Raw genomic sequence first — 18,803 nt, 5'->3', positions numbered from 1 at the left:
GCCCCGCTCGAAGAGCGGGGCCTTTGATTCGGTTAGGGAATTCAGCTCAGACCGTCTCAAGGATGGTGAACGATCAGCGGGTATAATAGAGCCGCCGCTGCTGCGGCTGCCCCCGGCGGCCGGGTATCGGCGCGGGCGGCGTCGGCGGCCCGAACAGCCGCTCAAAGAACGACGGACCCGAAGAGAACGAGTTGTCGCTGGCGAAGTTCACGCCCGCCGGCAGATTGCCGACCGGATGGGAATAGCTCGGCTGCGAATGCGCGACCACGTTTTCCAGATCCTTGCTTCGGGTGTTCTTCAACAACGCCAGCATGGTGGCGTCGCGGCCATAGACATCCCGGCGGAATTGCAGCTTGCCGGCATCGTCCACAAACGCGGTCTGGTAGGTGATGTTGACCGGGATCGGGGTCGGGAATTTGATGTCGATCTCGCTGTGACCATACATGCTGTGGATTTTTTCAGGCGTGTAGTGCTCGTTCGGCGCGGTGATGTTGAGCAGCGTCGCGGCATAAATATCCGGATTCTGCACCCGCATGCAGCCGTGGCTGAACGCGCGCTCTTCCTTGGCGAACAGGTTCTTGTCCGGGGTGTCGTGCTGATACACCAGGAATTTGTTCGGGAAATTGAAGCGGATGCGCCCAAGTGCGTTGGCCTCGCCGGGCGGCTGCGAGATGTGGATCGAGCCGTCGGCGGCGCGGTCGAGCTTCAGCCCCATGCGCTGCAGCACCGTCGGATCCTGCTGTAGCGCCGGCAGATATTCGTTGTAGATGATCGAAGGCGGCACGTTCCAGGTCGGATTGACCGTGATGAACTTCATCGTCTCGGTCAGAAGCGGCGTTGCGTGAATGCCGGGCTGTCCGGTCACCACCTTGGTGGTCCAGACCGGGCCGCCGTTCTGCATCACCTTGAGCGTATAGTCGGGGATGTTGAGAATGACATAGGCGTTGCCGATCGAGGGCGCGCCGAGCTGGCGCGGCAGCCAGCGCCAACGCTCCATGTTGACGATCACGATGTCGATCTGCTTGTCGCGCTTCGGGCTGTTGATGGCCCTGACGGTCTTGTCGTCGAGGATGCCGGTGGGCTTGAGTTCGGCGCCTTCCTGGAATTTGCGCACGGCCTCGGCGACCTTGGCATCGTAATGGGTGTCGTCGGCATTCTCGGAGATGCCGAGCTTGGCGCGCAGCTGGGGCACGCGCGGATCTTCCATCATCGCTTCAGGCAGCTTCTTGCCGCGGGCCGGCGTGAATTTGAGGGCCGGTCCGTCGGCGATCTGGATCACCGGTCCATCGCCCTGGCCGCGCAATTCGGCGAGTTTTGCCTTCAGCTCCTTGTAGAGCTTCTGCGGCGGGTTGTAGCCGTCGAGCGCGGCGGAGGCGTCCTTCGCGGTCGTGACATTGGTCAGCACTTCAATGGGATCGGTCGGGTGCTCTGGATAGGAGATGTCGCCGGACACCTGCGACCAATGCATCCGGCCGCTCTGCGCGTGGCGGGCGTAATCCAGCATGCTGGCGGTCAGCTTCAGGTCGGCTTCGGCGAGTGCGTCCGGATTGGTCGCGCCGGCAAAATCCGGCACCGGATAATCGGCGGCGTTCAAGCCTTCGGAAGCCGCATCCTTGAGGCGGGCGAGGACGCCCTTGCCGCTCTCGGTGAGGCTGCCGGCTTGCGTCCACAGTGGTGCAAACTCGCGTGCGGTGTAAAATTTCTCGACCGCCGTCCGTTCGGCCTTGCGGTCGAAATAGCGCAGCGATTTCGCAGCTAGCATCTCGCGCAATTTGTCGGCGACCGGCTGGTCTGCCGGGGGCACGTTGCTGGCGGCCTTGGTCGGCTCCTTGGCGGGCTCGGGAGCCGGGGTAGCGGTCGCTGCAGCCGGCGGCGCCGCCGCGGGCGTCGTGGTCGCAGTATCGCTTTTGGTCGCGTCGTTCTTGGTGGCGTCGTTTTTGGGAGCGTTGGTGTCGGTGGCCGGAGCGGTGACGACATCGGATGGCTTGGTCTCCGGTGCCTTTTCCGCTGCTTTCGGTGCATCGGCTTTTGGCGCGTCGTTCTTGGCCGGGTCGGGCACCGATGCCGTGGTGTCCATCTTGAAGTCGTTGATGGTCGGGGGCGGGACATTTGCCGGCTCGGGACGCGGCACCGCCGCATCGATCGCGAGTTCGGCGGCGCTGTTGCGGACCGGATCGGCCTGCGCCAGTGCTGAGGTAGCAAGTGCCGAGGTCGCAGACACCGTGAGGAAGGTTGCCGCAATCGTCATCAGGACGCGGTCAAATCCACCACGGTTCTTCAACAAGCAGTCACGCATCGTCACACCCCTTCGGCGAAGCTGCCGGCATGGAACAGTTCCATGGAGCAGCTCGTGATATCGTCCGTCCTAACCTAGGCTAAAGCGCCGGCCTGATCGGTTGTTAAGCGCATTCAACGTCATTGGTTCACGTCGGAATGCGCCCCTTTTGAATTTTCGTACGCCTGCACGCCACGATTCATACGCAGACGATACACGGGCCCCATTCGCGAAAGCCAGCGCCACACGGGGCAACTCACGACAAACTGACTTCAAAGGACCCCCGTTGGCAACTGATTGTGCGGGTTGCCTCGCACTTTTCCTTTTGTCTGTCACCGTCAAGCAACGGTTCAAACGTTCCGGAAATCGCTAGCGTCTTCAGTCTCTTCGTTAACGAATACGGCAGCGCAGAAATCGGGCATTCGCCTTAGTTCGCGTCGTCGGTGCCGGCGGTGGAATCGTTCGTGGCCGCCTCGTCGAGCTTACGGTAAAGCGTCGAGCGGCCGATTTTGAGGCGGCGCGCAACCTCGGACATCTGCCCGCGATAATGCGAGATCGCGAAGCGGATGATCTCGTTCTCCATTTCTTCCAGCGGCCGCATGTCGCCCGATCGCGTCAGCATCGCCAGCATTCCCGCCGCCGGCAGGGGCGCGATAGGTATCTCGTTACCTGAAACCATGGCCGGCGCGGTTGAATGAAAGGCGGGCGCAACGATCAGCGGCTCGCCGTGCTGGCCGTTTGCTTCCGGCATGGCGGGCGATTGGGAGATTGCCAACGGAAAATCGGCCAGGCCCAACTGGTCGCCGTCACTCATGACGACGGCGCGATAAACCGCGTTTTCGAGCTGGCGGATATTGCCGGGCCATTCGAGTTGCGCGAGCTGCGCCATCGCTTCGCCGCTGATGCCGGTGATGGGGCGATTTTCCTCGGCGCAGAACCTTGCCAGAAAGTGCCGCAACAGATGCGGGATGTCCTCGCGCCGCGCCCGCAATGGCGGGATCGTCAGCGGCAGGACGTGAAGACGATAGAACAGGTCTTCGCGAAAATGTCCGCTTTTGACGCGGTCGAGTAATTTGCGGTTGGTCGCCGAAATGATGCGGACGTCGACTTTGACCGGCTTGCGCCCGCCGACCGCTTCCACCGCGCCTTCCTGCAGCGCGCGAAGCAGTTTCACCTGGGCTGCCAGCGGCAATTCGGAGACTTCATCGAGGAAGAGCGTGCCGCCGGAGGCTTCGACGAATTTGCCGGTGTGGCGTTCGGTGGCGCCGGTGAACGCGCCCTTCTCGTGACCGAACAGGATCGACTCGACGAGATTGTCGGGGATGGCGCCGCAATTGACCGCGACAAAAGGTTTCGATTTGCGCTCGCCGCTGCCATGGATGGCGCGGGCGAACAATTCCTTGCCGACGCCGGATTCGCCTTCGACCAGCACCGGAATGGTGGAAGAGGCCGCCTTTTGCGCGATGCGCAGCACGCCGGCCATGATCTCGCTGCGGGTGACGACGTCGGCAAAGGTCAGACGGCCTTCGCGGCTGTGGCGGATGCGCTGCAATTCGCCCTTCAGCGCAGAGGCGTTGAGTGCATTGCGCAGCGACACCTGGAGCCGCTCAATGCCGACCGGTTTCACGACGAAATCCTGGGCGCCGGCACGCATCGCCGAGACCACATTGTCGATGCCGCCATGCGCGGTCTGCACGATCACGGGAACGTTGAGGCCGGCGTCGCGGATTTTGGCCAACACCCCCATGCCGTCGAGGCCGGGCATCACCAGATCGAGCACCACCGCATCGATCGGCTGCGCGTCGGCGGCGGTCAAGGCGGCAATGGCGGCGTCGCCTGAATCGACCACGACCGTCTCATAGCCGCATTTCTGCACCATGTTTTCCACCAGGCGGCGTGCGACGGCGTCGTCGTCGACAATCAAAATGCTGGCAGCCATGGCGTTCCCCACTCGTTACGATTATCTGTCTCGAATCGGGGCACTCTCGCCGATGCCGATTAACGCCCTCTTAAACCTTGCCGTCCCGCCCTCGCCTCGCACCCGCAGCTCCGGTTGAACACAGGTTTCGAACAAGATGACCTCGCGCTCCACATCCGCTCTCCGCAAGTCCGCAGCTCACAAGCCGGAAGGCAAGAAATCCGCGGCCAAACCCATCGCCAAATCCAAGACCGGCAAACTGCCGGAATGGAATCTGGCCGATCTCTATTCCGGCATCGACGCGCCGGAAGTTAGGCGCGACCTCGAGAAGATGGATTCCGAATGCGTCGCGTTTGAGACCGACTACAAGGGCAAGCTCGCGGAAAACACCGCAACAGAGGGCGGCGGCAAATGGCTCGCGGAGGCGGTCAGGCGCTACGAGGCGATCGACGATCTCGCCGGCCGCCTCGGCTCTTATGCGGGCCTCGTTCATGCCGGCGACAGCGTCGATCCCGCGATTTCCAAATTCTATGGCGACGTTTCCGAACGGCTGACCAACGCGTCGGTGCATTTGCTGTTCTTTCCGCTCGAACTCAACCGCATCGACGATGCCGTGATCGAGCGCGCGCTCGAGAGCCCGGAACTGGCGCATTATCGCCCGTGGATCGAGGATCTGCGCAAGGAAAAGCCGTATCAGCTCGAGGATCGCATCGAGCAATTGTTTCACGAAAAATCCCAGAGCGGCTACAGTGCCTGGAACCGGCTGTTCGATCAGACCATCTCCGCGTTGCGCTTCAAGGTCTCCGGCAAGGAGCTTGCGATCGAGCCGACGTTGAGCCTGTTGCAGGACCGCGTCGGCGACAAGCGCAAGGCGGCGGCGCAGGCGCTGGCGAAAACTTTCAAGGCCAATGAGCGGACCTTTGCGCTGATCACCAATACGCTCGCCAAGGACAAGGATATTTCCGATCGCTGGCGCGGATTCAAGGACGTCGCGGATTCACGGCACCTCAACAACCGCGTCGAGCGCGAGGTGGTCGACGCGCTGGTCGGCTCGGTTCGATCAGCCTACCCAAAATTGTCGCATCGCTATTACCAATTGAAAGCCGGCTGGTTCAAAAAGAAAAAGCTCGCGCATTGGGACCGCAACGCGCCGCTGCCGTTTGCCGCCACCGGCAGCATCGCCTGGCGCGATGCGCAGAACATGGTGCTGACGGCCTACCGCGGCTTCTCGCCCGAGATGGCGAGCATTGCCGAGCAATTCTTCACCCATCGCTGGATCGATGCGCCGGTGCGGCCCGGCAAGGCGCCGGGCGCGTTCTCGCACCCGACCACGCCGTCGGCGCATCCGTATGTGCTGATGAATTATCAGGGCAAGCCGCGCGACGTGATGACGCTGGCCCACGAGCTCGGCCACGGCGTGCATCAGGTGCTGGCGGCGAAGAACGGCCCGCTGATGGCCCCGACGCCGCTGACGCTCGCCGAAACCGCAAGCGTGTTCGGCGAGATGCTCACCTTCAAGCGGCTGTTGGCGCAGACCAAGAATGCAAAACAGCGCCAGGCGCTGCTCGCCGGCAAGGTCGAGGACATGATCAACACGGTGGTGCGGCAGATCGCGTTTTACACGTTCGAGCGCGCCATCCATACCGAGCGGAAAAACGGCGAATTGACCGCGAAGCGCATCGGCGAAATCTGGCTCAGCGTGCAGGGCGAGAGCCTCGGGCCGGCGATCGACATCCGGCCGGGCTACGAGAATTTCTGGATGTATATCCCGCACTTCATCCATTCGCCGTTCTACGTCTACGCCTATGCGTTCGGCGATTGCCTGGTGAACTCGCTCTATGCGGTCTACGAACACGCCCAGGAAGGCTTTGCCGAGCGTTATCTCGCGATGCTCTCAGCCGGCGGCACCAAGCATTATTCCGAACTCCTGAAACCTTTCGGGCTGGACGCCAAGGATCCCAAATTCTGGGATGGCGGGCTGTCGGTGATCGCGGGCATGATCGATGAGCTGGAGGGGATGGGCTGAACGGCGGCGGGTGTAAAACATTTGTTGAACGGGACGTGCGGCCGTGTTATACATTTCGTATAACGGAGTTAAGCAATGAACGAACAATCGAAAATTGGGCCCGATCCCCGCGGCCAAGTGATCGGGACCGTCGAAATCAAAAAGATTGGCAATTCTTCGGGAATTATTCTCTCGAAAGACGTCCTGGCTCGGATGCACGTCGGCGTCGGCGACAAGCTTTATGCGACCCTGACGCCCGATGGCGGGTTTCGGCTAACCCCTTACGATCCGGATTTCGAGAAGGCGATGGAAGTCGCCCGGCGTGGCATGAAGCGCTACCACAACGCTTTGGCCAAGCTTGCCAAATGACCGAGCCATTTTGGCTCACCCGCCAAATGGTTGTTGCGATTCACGACGAACAACTCACCATCCACGGCGGCGCGAGCGGTTTGCGCGATGAGGGCATGCTGGAGTCCGCGCTCGACCGGCCAAAAAACCGCTGGTCTTACGAGCAGGCGGAACTAGCCGAATTGGCCGCGGCCCATGCCTTCGGTATTGCGCGCAACCATCCATTTGTCGACGGCAACAAGCGTACCTCGTTGCTTGCGCTATACACCTTCCTCGGTGTGAACGGCGTCGATTTTGTCGTGCCTGAAGCGGACGCCGCAACCATGATCCTCTCGCTGGCAGCTGGCGAGGTCAGTGAGGAAAACCTCACCCGCTGGATCAGGGATAATTGGCCGCCCGAGCCATCCAAATAGAGGGAGCAGCGGACTCCGCGCCGTTGCCCTCTCACCGGGTTTGCGGTAATTCCACCGCGACACGCGAGCATTAACTGGGGATACCTATGGCAGAGCATAACGAAGTGGCCTACACGACCGCGGATGGTAACGATTATCCGGCGCATGAGCAGACTTATGAAGGTTTCATCAAGCTGGTGAAATACGGCACCGCCTTCGTGGTCTTCATCCTCGCCATGATGGCGATCTTCCTGACCTGATCGGTTGCTGACGTTGCGCCGCCGCCCGGCGGTGCAACATAAGAATTGCACTTAATTCCCTTCGCAAAACCGGTATCCATGCTTGCGAATTAAGCGCTAGTTTGCGCGCGCGTCCCCCGCGCCGCCGGAGGCTCCATGAAGATTGCCGTTGCCAAGGAAATCGATCCGTCCGAGCCGCGGGTCGCGGCTTCCCCCGACACCGTGAAAAAATTCAAAGCGCTCGGCGTCGATATCGCCGTCGAGCCGGGTGCCGGCATCAAGTCGGGCCTGCCGGATTCCGAATTCACCGCGGCCGGTGCCAGCGTCAGCGCGGACGCGCTGAAAGACGCTGACATCGTCATCAAGGTGAAGCGGCCCGAGGCTTCCGAGCTTGCCAATTACAAGCGCGGCGCGCTGGTGATCGCGATCATGGACCCCTATGGCAACGACGCTGCGTTAAAGGCGATGGCGGATGCCGGCATCTCAGCATTCGCGATGGAGTTGATGCCGCGCATCACCCGCGCGCAAGCGATGGACGTGCTGTCGAGCCAGGCCAATCTCGCCGGCTACCGCGCGGTGATCGAGGCCGCTGAGGCGTTCGGCCGCGCCTTTCCGATGATGATGACGGCGGCCGGCACCGTTCCCGCCGCGAAAGTGTTCGTGATGGGAGTGGGAGTCGCCGGCCTGCAGGCGATCGCGACCGCGCGCCGGCTTGGCGCCGTCGTCACCGCGACCGACGTGCGCCCCGCCGTTAAAGAACAGGTCGAGAGTCTCGGCGCCAAATTTCTCGCGGTCGAGGATGAAGAGTTCAAGCAGGCCGAGACCGCCGGCGGCTACGCCAAGGAAATGTCGAAAGAGTATCAGGCCAAGCAGGCGGCGCTCACCGCCGAACATATCAAGAAGCAGGACATCATCATCACGACCGCGCTGATCCCGGGCCGGCCGGCGCCGCGGCTCATCACGGCCGAGATGGTGAAGTCGATGAAGCCCGGCTCGGTGCTGGTTGATCTGGCGGTCGAGCGCGGCGGCAATGTCGAGGGCGTCAAGAGCGGCGAGACCGTGGAGCTCGATGGCGTCAAGATCGTCGGCACCCCCAACTTGGCGGGCCACGTCGCAGCCTCCGCGTCGAGCCTTTATGCGCGCAATTTGTTTTCCTTCATCGAGACGCTGGTCGACAAAACGACCAAGGCGCTCGCGGTGAAGTGGGACGACGAACTGGTCAAGGCCACCGCGCTGACAAAAGACGGCGCCGTCATTCATCCGAATTTCCAGCCGAAAGGCGCGTGAACGATGACGCGCGAACCAAGCTTTTTTCGTCATTCCGGGGCGCCTCCAACGGGTCCGCGCAAAGCGCGGCCCGATGACAGGCTTCGAGGCGAACCCGGAATCTCCACTGCAAACCAATCTCGGGATTCCGGGTTCGGCGCGCTGCGCCGCCCCGGAATGACGGGCTAACAGGAGAGCCGCCATGGATCATCTCGCGCAGGCCGTCGATCCCTTCGTGTTCCGGCTGTCGATTTTCGTGCTCGCCGTGTTCGTCGGCTATTTCGTGGTGTGGTCGGTGACGCCCGCTTTGCATACGCCGCTGATGTCGGTGACGAACGCGATCTCGTCGGTGATCGTGGTCGGTGCGCTGCTCGCGGTCGGCGTCGCGCAGGTCGGCAGCGGCGCGGCCTGGGCGCGCGGCTTCGGTTTTGTGGCGCTGGTCTTTGCCTGCGTGAATATCTTCGGTGGCTTCCTGGTCACCCAGCGCATGCTCGCGATGTACAAAAAGAAAACCAAGTGAGCGGCGTGCACCTCACGGTGAGGAAGACAATGGGGGCCCCTAGATGAACGCCAATCTGGCTGCAATTTTATACCTCGTCGCCGGCGTCCTGTTCATCCTGTCGCTGCGCGGCCTGTCGAGCCCGGCAACATCTCGCCGCGGCAACTTCTTCGGCATGATCGGCATGGCGATCGCGGTCGCGACCACGCTCGCGGCGCATCCGCCGGCCGACGGCATCGGCTGGGTGCTGGTGTTCCTTGGCGTCGCCATCGGCGGCTCGATCGGCGCGGTGATCGCGCGTCGGGTGCCGATGACCTCGATGCCGGAACTGGTCGCGGCGTTTCACTCCCTGGTCGGCATGGCCGCCGTGCTGGTCGCGGCCGGGGCGTTCTACGCGCCGGAAGCCTTCGATATCGGCACGCCCGGCCACATCCATCCGCAGAGCCTGGTTGAAATGTCGCTCGGCGTCGCCATCGGCGCACTGACTTTTACGGGCTCGGTGATCGCGTTCGCAAAACTGTCGGGCCGCATGAGCGGTGCGCCGATCATCCTGCCGGCGCGTCACATCATCAACATCGCGCTCGGCGTCGCGCTGGTGGTCTTCATCGTCCGCCTCGTGATGTTCGGCAGCGAGCTCGACTTCTGGCTGATCACCATTATCGCGCTGGCGCTCGGCGCGCTTCTGATCATCCCGATCGGCGGCGCCGACATGCCGGTTGTGATCTCGATGCTGAACTCATACTCCGGCTGGGCCGCCGCCGGCATCGGCTTTACCCTCGGCAATTCGGCGCTGATCATCACCGGCGCGCTGGTGGGATCAAGCGGTGCGATCCTGTCCTACATCATGTGCCATGCCATGAACCGCTCCTTCATCTCGGTCATCCTCGGCGGGTTCGGCGGCGAAACGGCTGCCGCGGGCGCCGGTGGCGGCGAGGTCAAGCCGGTCAAACTCGGCTCGGCGGACGACGCCGCCTTCATCATGAAGAACGCGCAGAAGGTCATCATCGTGCCCGGCTACGGCATGGCGGTGGCGCAGGCGCAGCACGCGTTGCGCGAGATGGCCGACAATCTCAAGAAGGAAGGCGTCGAGGTGAAGTACGCGATCCACCCGGTGGCGGGCCGTATGCCCGGCCACATGAACGTGCTGCTCGCCGAAGCCAATGTGCCCTATGACGAGGTGTTCGAGCTCGAGGACATCAACTCCGAATTCGCGCAGGCCGACGTCGCCTTCGTGATCGGCGCCAACGACGTCACCAATCCTGCGGCCGAGGACGATCCGAAATCACCGATCTACGGCATGCCGGTGCTGCAGGTCTGGAAGGCCGGCACCGTGATGTTCATCAAGCGCTCGCTGGCCTCGGGCTATGCCGGCATCGACAATCCCCTGTTCTACCGCGACAACACCATGATGCTGCTCGGCGATGCCAAGAAGATGACCGAGAACATCGTCAAGGGGATGTAGTTCAGCGGCGAGAGATCAGAACCGTGCTGAAATGGCTCATCGTCGTTGCAGCGGTCGGCTATCTCGGCTTCCTTGCCGCGCTGTTTTTCGCGCAGCGGTCGTTCATCTTTCCGGTCCCGCAAACGGGACGCACGGCGCCCGCCGCCGCGGGCCTTCCGGAAGCCGAGGAACATATCCTGACCACCGCCGACGGCGAGAAGGTCATCGTCTGGCATGTCCCCGCAAAACCGGGTCATGCGGTCGTGATTCATTTTCCCGGCAACGGAGATTATCTCGCCGGGCTCGTCGGCCGCTTCCGCAATATCACTTCGGACGGGACCGGGCTCGTCGCCTTGTCATACCGGGGTTATGCCGGCTCGAGCGGCCGGCCAAGCGAGCAGGGCCTGCTCCAGGATGCCGCGGCAGCCTACGCCTTCACGTCGGCGCGATATGGCAGCGAGCGGATCGTCGTCTGGGGCTTTTCCCTAGGCAGCGGTGTCGCGGTCGCGCTGGCGGCCGCGCAGCCGGTCGGAAAGCTGATCCTGGAAGCCCCCTATACGTCGATCGCGGACGTTGCCGCCGCGGCTTTCCGATTTGTGCCGGTGCGCTGGCTGATACGGGATCCGTTTCGTTCCGACACGCGCATTGCGCGGGTGACGGCGCCTCTCCTGATCATGCATGGCGAACGCGATTTCACTATTTCGATCGATTTTGGCGAGCGCCTGTTCGCGCTTGCCCATCAGCCGAAACAATTCGTGCGGTTTCCTGAAGGAGGCCACAACGATCTGGACAGTTTTGGCGCGATCGAAACGGCTCGACATTTCATCAATGCCGCAAACAGCTGACGACTGCCATTCTTTGACGGATAGTTTCCACCCGGACCTTGAGGATGTGGTGACATGAGCGTGCACGGCCCGATGCCGCCATCGGCGTGGATTTTTCCGACGCTGTCGGTTTTGTTTTTTGCTGCCGCCACGGCACTCGGCATCAGCTTCACGCCAACGCCCGCGGGGCTGGTGTTTGCAGGTCTGCTGCTGGTCGTCCTGTTCGGGACTGTGTTCGCCGCGGTCCATCACGCCGAGGTGATCGCGGAGCGGATCGGCGAACCCTACGGCACGCTGCTGTTGACGCTGGCGGTCACCATCATCGAAGTCGCGCTGATCGCGACCATCATGCTGGGCGAAAAGCCCGTTCCCACATTGGCGCGCGACACGGTATTCGCTGTCGTGATGATCGTTTGCAACGGCCTGGTCGGCATTTGCATCCTGACTGGCGGCCTGCGCTACCGCGAGCAGGATGTGCAGGTTACAGGGGCGAGCCTGTATCTGAGCGTCCTGATCGTGATGGCGACCATCACGCTGATAATGCCAAATTATACGCTGACCACGCCGGGACCGGTCTATTCCGCGGTCCAGCTCGGTTTCGTCAGCGTCGTCACGCTGATCCTCTACGGCGTGTTCCTCTACACCCAGACCGTCCGACATCGGGATTACTTCATCCGCGAGGTCGCGGGCCAGGCGGACGACGGGGCGCCGACATCCAACCGGATGCTCGCTTTGAGCGCCCTGCTGCTGCTGATATCGCTGCTGGCGGTGGTGCTGCTGGCGAAGAAATTCTCGCTGGTGATCGATTTTGCAACCGCCAGGATCGGCGCGCCGCCGGCTTTTGCCGGCGTGCTGGTGGCACTCTTGATCCTTTTGCCGGAGAGCGTCGCCGCGGTCGCGGCCGCGCGCAAGAACGATCTACAGAAGAGCGTCAATCTCGCGCTCGGCTCCTCGCTTGCAACCATCGGGCTGACGATCCCGGCGGTCGCGGTAGCCGCCTACGCGCTGGGCAAGCAGCTGGTGCTTGGGCTCAACGACCAGGAGACGGTACTGTTGGGGTTGACGTTCGTCGTGAGCATGCTCACCTTCGGCACCGGCCGCACCAACATCCTGTTCGGGCTGGTTCACCTCGTGGTGTTTGCGGTATTCGTATTCCTGGTATTTGTGCCCTGAGGTCTGGAGAATCCCACAATGTTAAGCGCCAAATCTGACGTTCAGGTCGACACGGCAGAGGTTCGCGTCACCGAGTGGCGGCTGGCCCCCGGCAGCGCCACCGGTCATCACATCCATGAGATGGACTATGTGATCGTTCCCGTGACCTCGGGCGAAATGACCATCGTGGCGCCCAATGGGGAACGCTCCAAGGCCCAGCTCGGCCTCGGCAAATCGTACTTTCGCAAGGCCGGGGTGGAACATGACGTGCTCAACGAGACCGCTTCCGAGATCGTGTTCCTGGAAGTCGAGCTGAAACCGTAACAGCTGTTTACCGATTAGTATCGAATTGCCACCGATCTGTCGCAGTTGATCCCTCAATGCGCCTCAAAGTTCCCGCATCCAGATCGGGGTGCGGGGAGTGGTCGGCATGCTGAAATACCTCTCGAAAATAACGATGGATATGTTGCCGTCGGTGGCAGCGACCATCATCGGGGCCTACGTCGTCAATCATTACATCATCGCCAGGCCCCCAGTTGGGGCGCCGGTCGCCGCTGCGGTGTCCTCCGCCGACCCCAAGAAGGCCGATGCCAAGAAAGCCGACGTCAAGGCCGACGCGAAGCCGGCGGAGGTCGCCAGCCTCCCCGAGCCCGGCGTCAAGGCCAAGGGCATCTCTGAACGGGCGATGCTCGAGAAAACCGCCGCCGAAAAGCCGGCAGCGGTCGAAAAGCCCGTGGAGAAACCGGTCGCCGAGAAACCGGTCGCCGAGAAACCGGTCACCGAGAAACCGGCCGACAAGCCGACGGAGACCGCGAGCATTCCCTTGGATACGCGGCGCCATCAGCCGCAGCTGCGCGAAAAGGCGATTGCCCGGACGGTCCCGGCTCCGGTGACGTCCGCCGCGCCGGCTACCGCACCGGTCGTGGCTGCGCCGAATAACGCCCCGGCGGTCGAGGCTGCGATCGCTCCGGAAGATCATCGCGACGCCAACGATCTCGCGCGCGCGGCCATCGAGCGCCTGCGCGGTACCGGTGATGGTTCGCCGCGTGCCCAGGAGGCCGCGCGCACCCCGGATGCGCCTCGTGTCGCATCGGCGCCGCCCGTCGCCCCCGCGCCGGCGGTTCGACCGCTGCCGCCGCCGATCATGGTTTCGACGCCGGGAACCGAAAGCGTCGATGCGCCCACCGGATCGTTGCAAAGGCCGCCTTACGCAGCCGCCGATCCGCGCCGTCCGGTCCCGCCGGCCGACATCCCCTTGCCGTCGCCCGTGTCCTCGCCCTTGCCCTCGCCGTCGGGGCCGCTCGATCTGCATGCCGACGCTTCGGCGCCGCCGGCGCGGGAACACACCTCGGTTGCCGAAGACATGCTGTCGGCTGCCAAATCGGTGTTTCACGCGGTATTGCCGAAATAGCTGGCGGACGCCGCAGCTTTATCCCGCCTTGCCGCCGACGCGGGCAAAGCCGCTTCGCGCGGCCTCATCCTTGGGCCGAAGGTTGATGGCGCGGGCGTATGAGCCGGCGGCCTTGGCCCTGTCGCCGAGGCGCTCATAGGCAAGCCCCCGCGTGGTCCAGATCTGGGCGTTCTGCGGGTCGGCCTCCACCGCCTCGTCGAGATCGGCGGCGGCTTCCTTGACCTTGTCGAGTGCGAGGTAGCTGACCGCGCGGCCGAGCAGTGGATCGGCCCGCTGCGGCGTCAGGCCGTTTGCCGCGGTGAAATCGTCGATCGCAAGCTGGTGCTGCTTTTCGCCCTGATAGAGCAGGCCGCGGGCAAACAGCGCCTGGGCGTTGTGGGGATCGAGCGCGAGCGCGTGATCGAATTCGGCAAGCGCTTCGTCGGTGTTTCCGGATCGTGCCAGCGTTTCGCCGCGCGCGGTAAGCGTCTGTGCCTCGGCCACATTCGCGCCGGTCGGCGCCGACTTCGGAGCCGTTCCGCTGTCAGGTTCCGGCATCAGCGATCCGAGATTGATCGAGCAGCCGCAAAGCAGTGTCACGATCAGGGCGGCCGGCGCGCACGCGCGTAGAATGAGCCGCGAAGCTCCGGAAGAAGGGCAGGGAACCGGAAGGGCCATCTATGCAGATCACTCGCGCGGCGTAACCCCGTGATTGGTAGCCTGCCGCGCTGCAAAATGCATCGTTCAAAAAAGATAACGAAAAAAAGACAACCAAAAAAACATAACGCGGGCCACCAGGGCCCGCGTCATGAAATCCAATCTGCCAAAATTTTGTTCAGCGCGATCCGCGCGGACCGGCGCCGGGACCGCCGCGGCCGCCGCCGGGACCACCGCGCTCGGCGCCCGGACCTGCGCCAAACACCGGCTTCGGCTTCATCGGCAACAGACCTTCGCGCTGCAGCTTCTTGCGGGCGAGCTTGCGCGCGCGGCGCACGGCTTCGGCCTTTTCGCGGGCCTTCTTCTCGGAGGGCTTTTCGTAGTGGCCGCGGAGCTTCATCTCGCGGAAAATACCCTCGCGCTGCATCTTCTTCTTCAGCGCCTTGAGGGCTTGATCGACATTGTTATCGCGGACGAGAACCTGCACGCGGCATCCTCTTTCAATTAGTCGGATTGGATTCTGGTAAAGCGAGGGGCTGGCAAAAAGCTTAAGCCCCGAACCTTGAGCGCGCGGATGTATCAGACAAAGGGAGCAATGTCCACCGCAAGACACGGAATTGTGCGCGCTAAGCGGGGCTAAATCAGCCTCTGTTAGGGCCGATCAGGTGGTTTTCGGCGGCAATGTTCCGACCTGCGTCACATGGCCCATTTTCCGGCCCGGCCGCGGCGGACCCTTGCCGTAGAGATGGACGGTGGCGCCCGGGACGGTCAGCCATTGCTCATAGCTGTTGATTTCGTCCCCGATCAGATTGGTCATGGTGACCTCGCCATGGCGGACCGGCTTGCCGAGCGGCCAGCCGGCGATGGCGCGGATGTGCTGCTCGAATTGCGAGATCGAGGCGCCGTCGAGCGTCCAGTGTCCCGAATTATGTACCCGCGGCGCGATCTCGTTGACCAGTAATGTCGGCCCGCCGGCGCCCGCCACCACGAACATCTCGACCGCCAGCACGCCGACATAATTCAGCGCGCTGGCAATGCTCTCGGCGATGTCGCGCGCCTGCGCCGCCAGCGCGTCCGAGATATCAGCCGGGGCGCGCGAAATTTTCAGGATGTGGTCGCGATGCTCGTTTTCGGTGACGTCGAAGCACTCGACATGGCCGTCGGCCGAGCGCGCCGCGATCATCGAGACCTCGCGCTCGAACGGAATGAAGGCCTCGAGGATGGCGGATCTGGTGCTGAGATCGGCCCAGACTCTATCCGGATCGTCACCGTCGCGGATGATCGCCTGACCCTTGCCGTCATAGCCGAAGCGCCGCGTCTTGATCACCGCAGGCAGGCCGATGCGCGCGATTGCGGCGCGCAAGCCAGCCGCCGACGTTACATCGGCGTAGTCGGCGGTGCCGATGCCCAGCCGCTTGACGAAATCTTTCTCGGCGAGGCGATCCTGCGTGGTTTCCAGGATTTGCCGGTCGGGCAATACCGGACGGCGCGCCGCCAGGATCATCGCGGCCGCGGCCGGCACGTTCTCGAACTCGTAGGTGATGACGTCGACGTCGCCGGCGAATAGCTCGAGCGCCTCGACATCGGCATATTCCGCGCAGGTCGCGTTCATCACGACGTCGAACGCCGGCGAATCCGGATCCGGCGAAAACACCTGGCAGCGCAAGCCGAGGCGCGCCGCCGCCATGGCCAACATCCGGCCCAATTGTCCGCCGCCGAGAATTCCGATGGTGTCGCCGGGCTTCAGCTTCACCTGAGTTGACGCCGTCACGCAGATCCCTCCGGGCGCTCGCTGACCGCCTCGGTCTGCTGTTGGCGCCACGCGGCAAGCCGGCCGGCCAGCGCCGGATCGTCCAGCGCCAGCACGCTGGCCGCGAGCAACGCAGCGTTGATGGCGCCGGGCTTGCCGATCGCGAGCGTCCCGACCGGGATGCCGGCGGGCATCTGGACGATCGACAGCAGCGAATCGACGCCGGACAGCGCCTTGGATTCGATCGGGACGCCGAACACCGGAAGCTCCGTCAGCGACGCGGCCATGCCCGGCAGATGCGCCGCGCCTCCGGCGCCGGCGATGATGATCTTGAAGCCGGCGGCTTTCGCGCCCTTGGCGAAGGCGAACAGCCGGTCCGGGGTACGATGCGCCGAGACGATGCGCTTCTCGCACGCAATACCCAGCGCGGCGAGCGTATCGGCGGCATGGCGCATGGTGTCCCAGTCCGACTGGCTTCCCATGATGATGGCTATGGCGGCGGTCATGCGGTCAATTCTTTTCGGGAATCCAAAAACATAGGCCGGATTATAGGATCGGCCCAAGCTTCGGCAAGGCGTGGCAAGGGGACCGGAATGGACTATCCTGTCTTGGTGAATCCCGGCAAGTCTTCTTAGGGATCTCGATTGAAGAACTTAGGGATGCCGATGAAGAAGAAAACCAGGATGACCGCATCGAAGGGTGCGAAACGCCGTAAAGCTGGCCTGGCGGAGCGTAAGAAGGTCCCGCAGCGCGCTGGTCCAGCGAAAAAGGCCGCCTCCGCGCCGGCGCAGCCTACCCCGCCCAATGATGCCAAACCGGCCGTTCGCAGGCTGCGCGCGCAATTGGCGCAGGCGATGGCGCGCATCGAGGAGTTGCAGGCGTCCGCGGATACCGACTTCCTGCTGGGTATTCCGAACCGGCGCGGCTTCGAGCGCGAACTCCATCGCGCGATCGCCTACATCAAGCGCTATCGCGCCGGCGGCGCCCTGATCGTGCTCGACGTCGATCGCTTGAAGCCGATCAACGACGAGTTCGGACACGCCGCCGGCGATTCTGTGCTCAAGGCCATCATTGCCGCGATATCGCGCCAGATCCGTTCCTCCGACGTGATCGGGCGGCTCGGCGGCGACGAGTTCGCGCTTCTGTTGTGGAATCTCAGCGAGACCGACGCCAAGGCGAAAGCGGCGGCGCTGGAAGAAGACATCGATCGGCTCAGCTTCAGCTTTGGCGGCCGTACCGTCAAAGCGGGGGCGTCGGCGGGCGTCGCCATTCTCGGTCCGCACGCCGAAGCCAATCGCGCGCTGGAAGAAGCCGACAGCGCGATGTATGTGCGCAAGGCGCAACGGCGGCATGAGGTGTGAGCAGGATCATGACAATCAAACCCAGCCCATTCAGGCTTCGTATCGAGGACGCCGACATCGCCGACCTCCGCGACCGTCTTGCCCGCACACGCTTTCCCGACCAGGCGCCCGGCGACGCATGGGCCTATGGCACCGATGTCGGTTATCTTCGCAAGCTCACCGAATACTGGCGCGATGGTTTCGACTGGAGAGCGGAAGAAGCCGCCCTGAACGCCTTTCCGCAATTCCGCGTCCCGCTCGAGGGGATCGACCTTCACTATTTGCACGTCAAGGGCGTCGGTCCCGATCCGATGCCGCTCCTCTTGCTGCACGGCTGGCCGGGCTCGGTGTTCGAGTTTCTCGACATCATTCCACGCCTCACCGACCCCGCGCGCTTCGGTGGCGATGCGCGCGACGCCTTCACCGTGGTGGCGCCGTCGTTACCCGGCTACGGCCTATCCTTTAGCCCCGGTCAAAGGCGGTTCGGCGTTCCCGAAATGGCGGATTGCGTCGCCGCCCTCATGCATGATGTGCTGGGGTATGCGCGCTACGGCGCGCAAGGTGGCGATTGGGGCGCCGCGGTCACCAGCCGCCTCGGCTATGCGCATGCCGATCGCTTGATCGGCATCCACATCAATCTGATGATGGCCGCCGGCCGCGATGCTTCCGCCTTTGCCAATCCGACCGAAGAGGAGCGGCGTTACCTGAGCGAGCTTGCGCACTGGACCCGCGAAGAGACCGGTTATCAGTGGATCCAGGGCACGCGACCGCAGACGCTCGCCTTTGGCCTGACGGATTCGCCCGCGGGGCTCGCGGCGTGGATCGTGGAGAAGTTCCGCGCCTGGTCCGATTGCGGGGGCGACGTCGAGAGCGCGATCAGCCGCGACCGCATGCTCGCCGACATCTCGCTTTACTGGTTCACCGGGGCGATCGGTTCGTCGTTCTGGCCTTATTATGCCCGCCTGCACGGCTCGGCGATATTGCCCCCCGGCGATACAATCTCGGTTCCGACCGGCTACGCGCAATTTCCCCGCGAGATCCTGAAACCACCGCGCACCGCCGCCGCGCGCGTGTTCACCGACATTCGCCGCTGGAGCATCATGCCCAGAGGTGGACATTTCGCTGCGCTGGAACAGCCGGCATTGCTCGCCGATGAGGTGCGCGCTTTCTTCCGGGAATTGCGCTGATCTAGAGCATGAACCGGAAAAGTGGGTACCGGTTTTCCCTCGCGACAAACGCGAAGCGTTTGCGCGGAGATCTGCTCAAACAAAAAAGATAGAGCGGGATGACGATTCGAAGAAAAGTCA

The 18,803-nt window shown here is 63.2% G+C and carries 19 protein-coding genes; 13 read left to right on the top strand and 6 right to left on the bottom strand.

Going from position 1 to position 18,803, the window contains the following annotated elements; translation table 11 throughout:
- Positions 1 to 73 precede the first annotated feature (73 nt).
- Together B5526_RS13175 and B5526_RS13170 are read right to left on the bottom strand one after the other, a co-directional pair.
- Positions 74 to 2,296 (bottom strand): L,D-transpeptidase family protein, encoded by a 2,223-nt coding sequence (locus B5526_RS13175; RefSeq protein ID WP_079538596.1) that lies wholly within the window; start codon positions 2,294 to 2,296, stop codon positions 74 to 76.
- Between the two features lie 406 nt (positions 2,297 to 2,702).
- The gene (locus tag B5526_RS13170) at positions 2,703 to 4,214 is read right to left on the bottom strand and encodes a sigma-54-dependent transcriptional regulator (RefSeq protein WP_079538594.1); all 1,512 of its coding nucleotides are present in this window, start codon (positions 4,212 to 4,214) and stop codon (positions 2,703 to 2,705) included.
- Positions 4,215 to 4,350: 136 nt separating this feature from the next.
- On the opposite strand from B5526_RS13170, the gene B5526_RS13165 reads away from it, so the two are divergent.
- The 11 genes from B5526_RS13165 (at position 4,351) to B5526_RS13115 (ending at position 13,770) form a co-directional block, all read left to right on the top strand.
- Positions 4,351 to 6,219 carry a M3 family oligoendopeptidase gene (locus B5526_RS13165; RefSeq protein ID WP_079538593.1) on the top strand — a complete coding sequence of 623 codons (1,869 nt, stop codon included), beginning with the start codon at positions 4,351 to 4,353 and terminating at the stop codon, positions 6,217 to 6,219.
- Between the two features lie 75 nt (positions 6,220 to 6,294).
- Complete coding sequence (locus tag B5526_RS13160) at positions 6,295 to 6,567, top strand: AbrB/MazE/SpoVT family DNA-binding domain-containing protein (protein WP_079538591.1); 273 nt, start codon at positions 6,295 to 6,297, stop codon at positions 6,565 to 6,567.
- Positions 6,564 to 6,959: a type II toxin-antitoxin system death-on-curing family toxin gene (locus B5526_RS13155; RefSeq protein WP_079538590.1), complete on the top strand. Its 396-nt coding sequence runs from the start codon at positions 6,564 to 6,566 to the stop codon at positions 6,957 to 6,959. The genes B5526_RS13160 and B5526_RS13155 overlap by 4 nt, the downstream gene beginning before the upstream one ends.
- Before the next feature lie 86 nt (positions 6,960 to 7,045).
- Complete coding sequence (locus B5526_RS13150) at positions 7,046 to 7,198, top strand: aa3-type cytochrome c oxidase subunit IV (protein ID WP_079538588.1); 153 nt, start codon at positions 7,046 to 7,048, stop codon at positions 7,196 to 7,198.
- 135 nt (positions 7,199 to 7,333) lie between these two features.
- Entirely contained in the window at positions 7,334 to 8,464 is a 1,131-nt protein-coding gene (locus B5526_RS13145) for a Re/Si-specific NAD(P)(+) transhydrogenase subunit alpha (RefSeq protein ID WP_079538587.1), read from the top strand.
- A 181-nt stretch (positions 8,465 to 8,645) separates the two neighbouring features.
- On the top strand, positions 8,646 to 8,963 hold the full coding sequence (locus B5526_RS13140) for a proton-translocating transhydrogenase family protein (RefSeq protein ID WP_079538585.1): 318 nt from the start codon (positions 8,646 to 8,648) through the stop codon (positions 8,961 to 8,963).
- Between the two features lie 43 nt (positions 8,964 to 9,006).
- The gene (locus B5526_RS13135; protein ID WP_079538584.1) at positions 9,007 to 10,404 is read left to right on the top strand and encodes an NAD(P)(+) transhydrogenase (Re/Si-specific) subunit beta; all 1,398 of its coding nucleotides are present in this window, start codon (positions 9,007 to 9,009) and stop codon (positions 10,402 to 10,404) included.
- A 38-nt stretch (positions 10,405 to 10,442) separates the two neighbouring features.
- A complete protein-coding gene (locus tag B5526_RS13130) occupies positions 10,443 to 11,228 on the top strand; it encodes an alpha/beta hydrolase (protein WP_433994647.1) in 786 nt (261 codons plus the stop codon).
- Positions 11,229 to 11,282: 54 nt separating this feature from the next.
- Entirely contained in the window at positions 11,283 to 12,380 is a 1,098-nt protein-coding gene (locus B5526_RS13125; protein ID WP_079538582.1) for a calcium:proton antiporter, read from the top strand.
- A gap of 18 nt (positions 12,381 to 12,398) precedes the next feature.
- Positions 12,399 to 12,683, top strand: coding sequence for a cupin domain-containing protein (locus tag B5526_RS13120; protein ID WP_079538581.1), 285 nt, complete (start codon positions 12,399 to 12,401; stop codon positions 12,681 to 12,683).
- A 106-nt stretch (positions 12,684 to 12,789) separates the two neighbouring features.
- Positions 12,790 to 13,770, top strand: coding sequence for a hypothetical protein (locus tag B5526_RS13115; RefSeq protein ID WP_079544961.1), 981 nt, complete (start codon positions 12,790 to 12,792; stop codon positions 13,768 to 13,770).
- Between the two features lie 18 nt (positions 13,771 to 13,788).
- On the opposite strand, the gene B5526_RS13110 is transcribed toward B5526_RS13115, so the two are convergent.
- The 4 genes from B5526_RS13110 to purE all read right to left on the bottom strand — a co-directional run bounded on the left by B5526_RS13110 (position 13,789) and on the right by purE (position 16,662).
- Positions 13,789 to 14,307, bottom strand: a complete 519-nt coding sequence (locus tag B5526_RS13110; protein WP_244562284.1) for a tetratricopeptide repeat protein — start codon at positions 14,305 to 14,307, stop codon at positions 13,789 to 13,791.
- Between the two features lie 277 nt (positions 14,308 to 14,584).
- Positions 14,585 to 14,893: a 30S ribosomal protein S21 gene (gene rpsU / locus B5526_RS13105; protein WP_079538579.1), complete on the bottom strand. Its 309-nt coding sequence runs from the start codon at positions 14,891 to 14,893 to the stop codon at positions 14,585 to 14,587.
- Between the two features lie 174 nt (positions 14,894 to 15,067).
- Entirely contained in the window at positions 15,068 to 16,177 is a 1,110-nt protein-coding gene (locus B5526_RS13100; protein ID WP_079538578.1) for a 5-(carboxyamino)imidazole ribonucleotide synthase, read from the bottom strand.
- The gene (purE, locus tag B5526_RS13095; RefSeq protein WP_079538577.1) at positions 16,174 to 16,662 is read right to left on the bottom strand and encodes a 5-(carboxyamino)imidazole ribonucleotide mutase; all 489 of its coding nucleotides are present in this window, start codon (positions 16,660 to 16,662) and stop codon (positions 16,174 to 16,176) included. The genes B5526_RS13100 and purE overlap by 4 nt, the downstream gene beginning before the upstream one ends.
- A gap of 159 nt (positions 16,663 to 16,821) precedes the next feature.
- Between purE and B5526_RS13090 the strand changes: the two genes are divergently transcribed.
- Both B5526_RS13090 and B5526_RS13085 read left to right on the top strand, forming a co-directional pair.
- Positions 16,822 to 17,517 (top strand): GGDEF domain-containing protein, encoded by a 696-nt coding sequence (locus B5526_RS13090; RefSeq protein ID WP_154071292.1) that lies wholly within the window; start codon positions 16,822 to 16,824, stop codon positions 17,515 to 17,517.
- 8 nt (positions 17,518 to 17,525) lie between these two features.
- Positions 17,526 to 18,683: an epoxide hydrolase family protein gene (locus B5526_RS13085; RefSeq protein WP_079538575.1), complete on the top strand. Its 1,158-nt coding sequence runs from the start codon at positions 17,526 to 17,528 to the stop codon at positions 18,681 to 18,683.
- Positions 18,684 to 18,803: the final 120 nt, after the last annotated feature.

It is taken from the genome of Bradyrhizobium lablabi (genome assembly GCF_900141755.1).
Classification (GTDB): Bacteria; Pseudomonadota; Alphaproteobacteria; order Rhizobiales; family Xanthobacteraceae; genus Bradyrhizobium; species Bradyrhizobium lablabi_A.
This window is presented reverse-complemented; position numbering and strand designations above follow the sequence as displayed.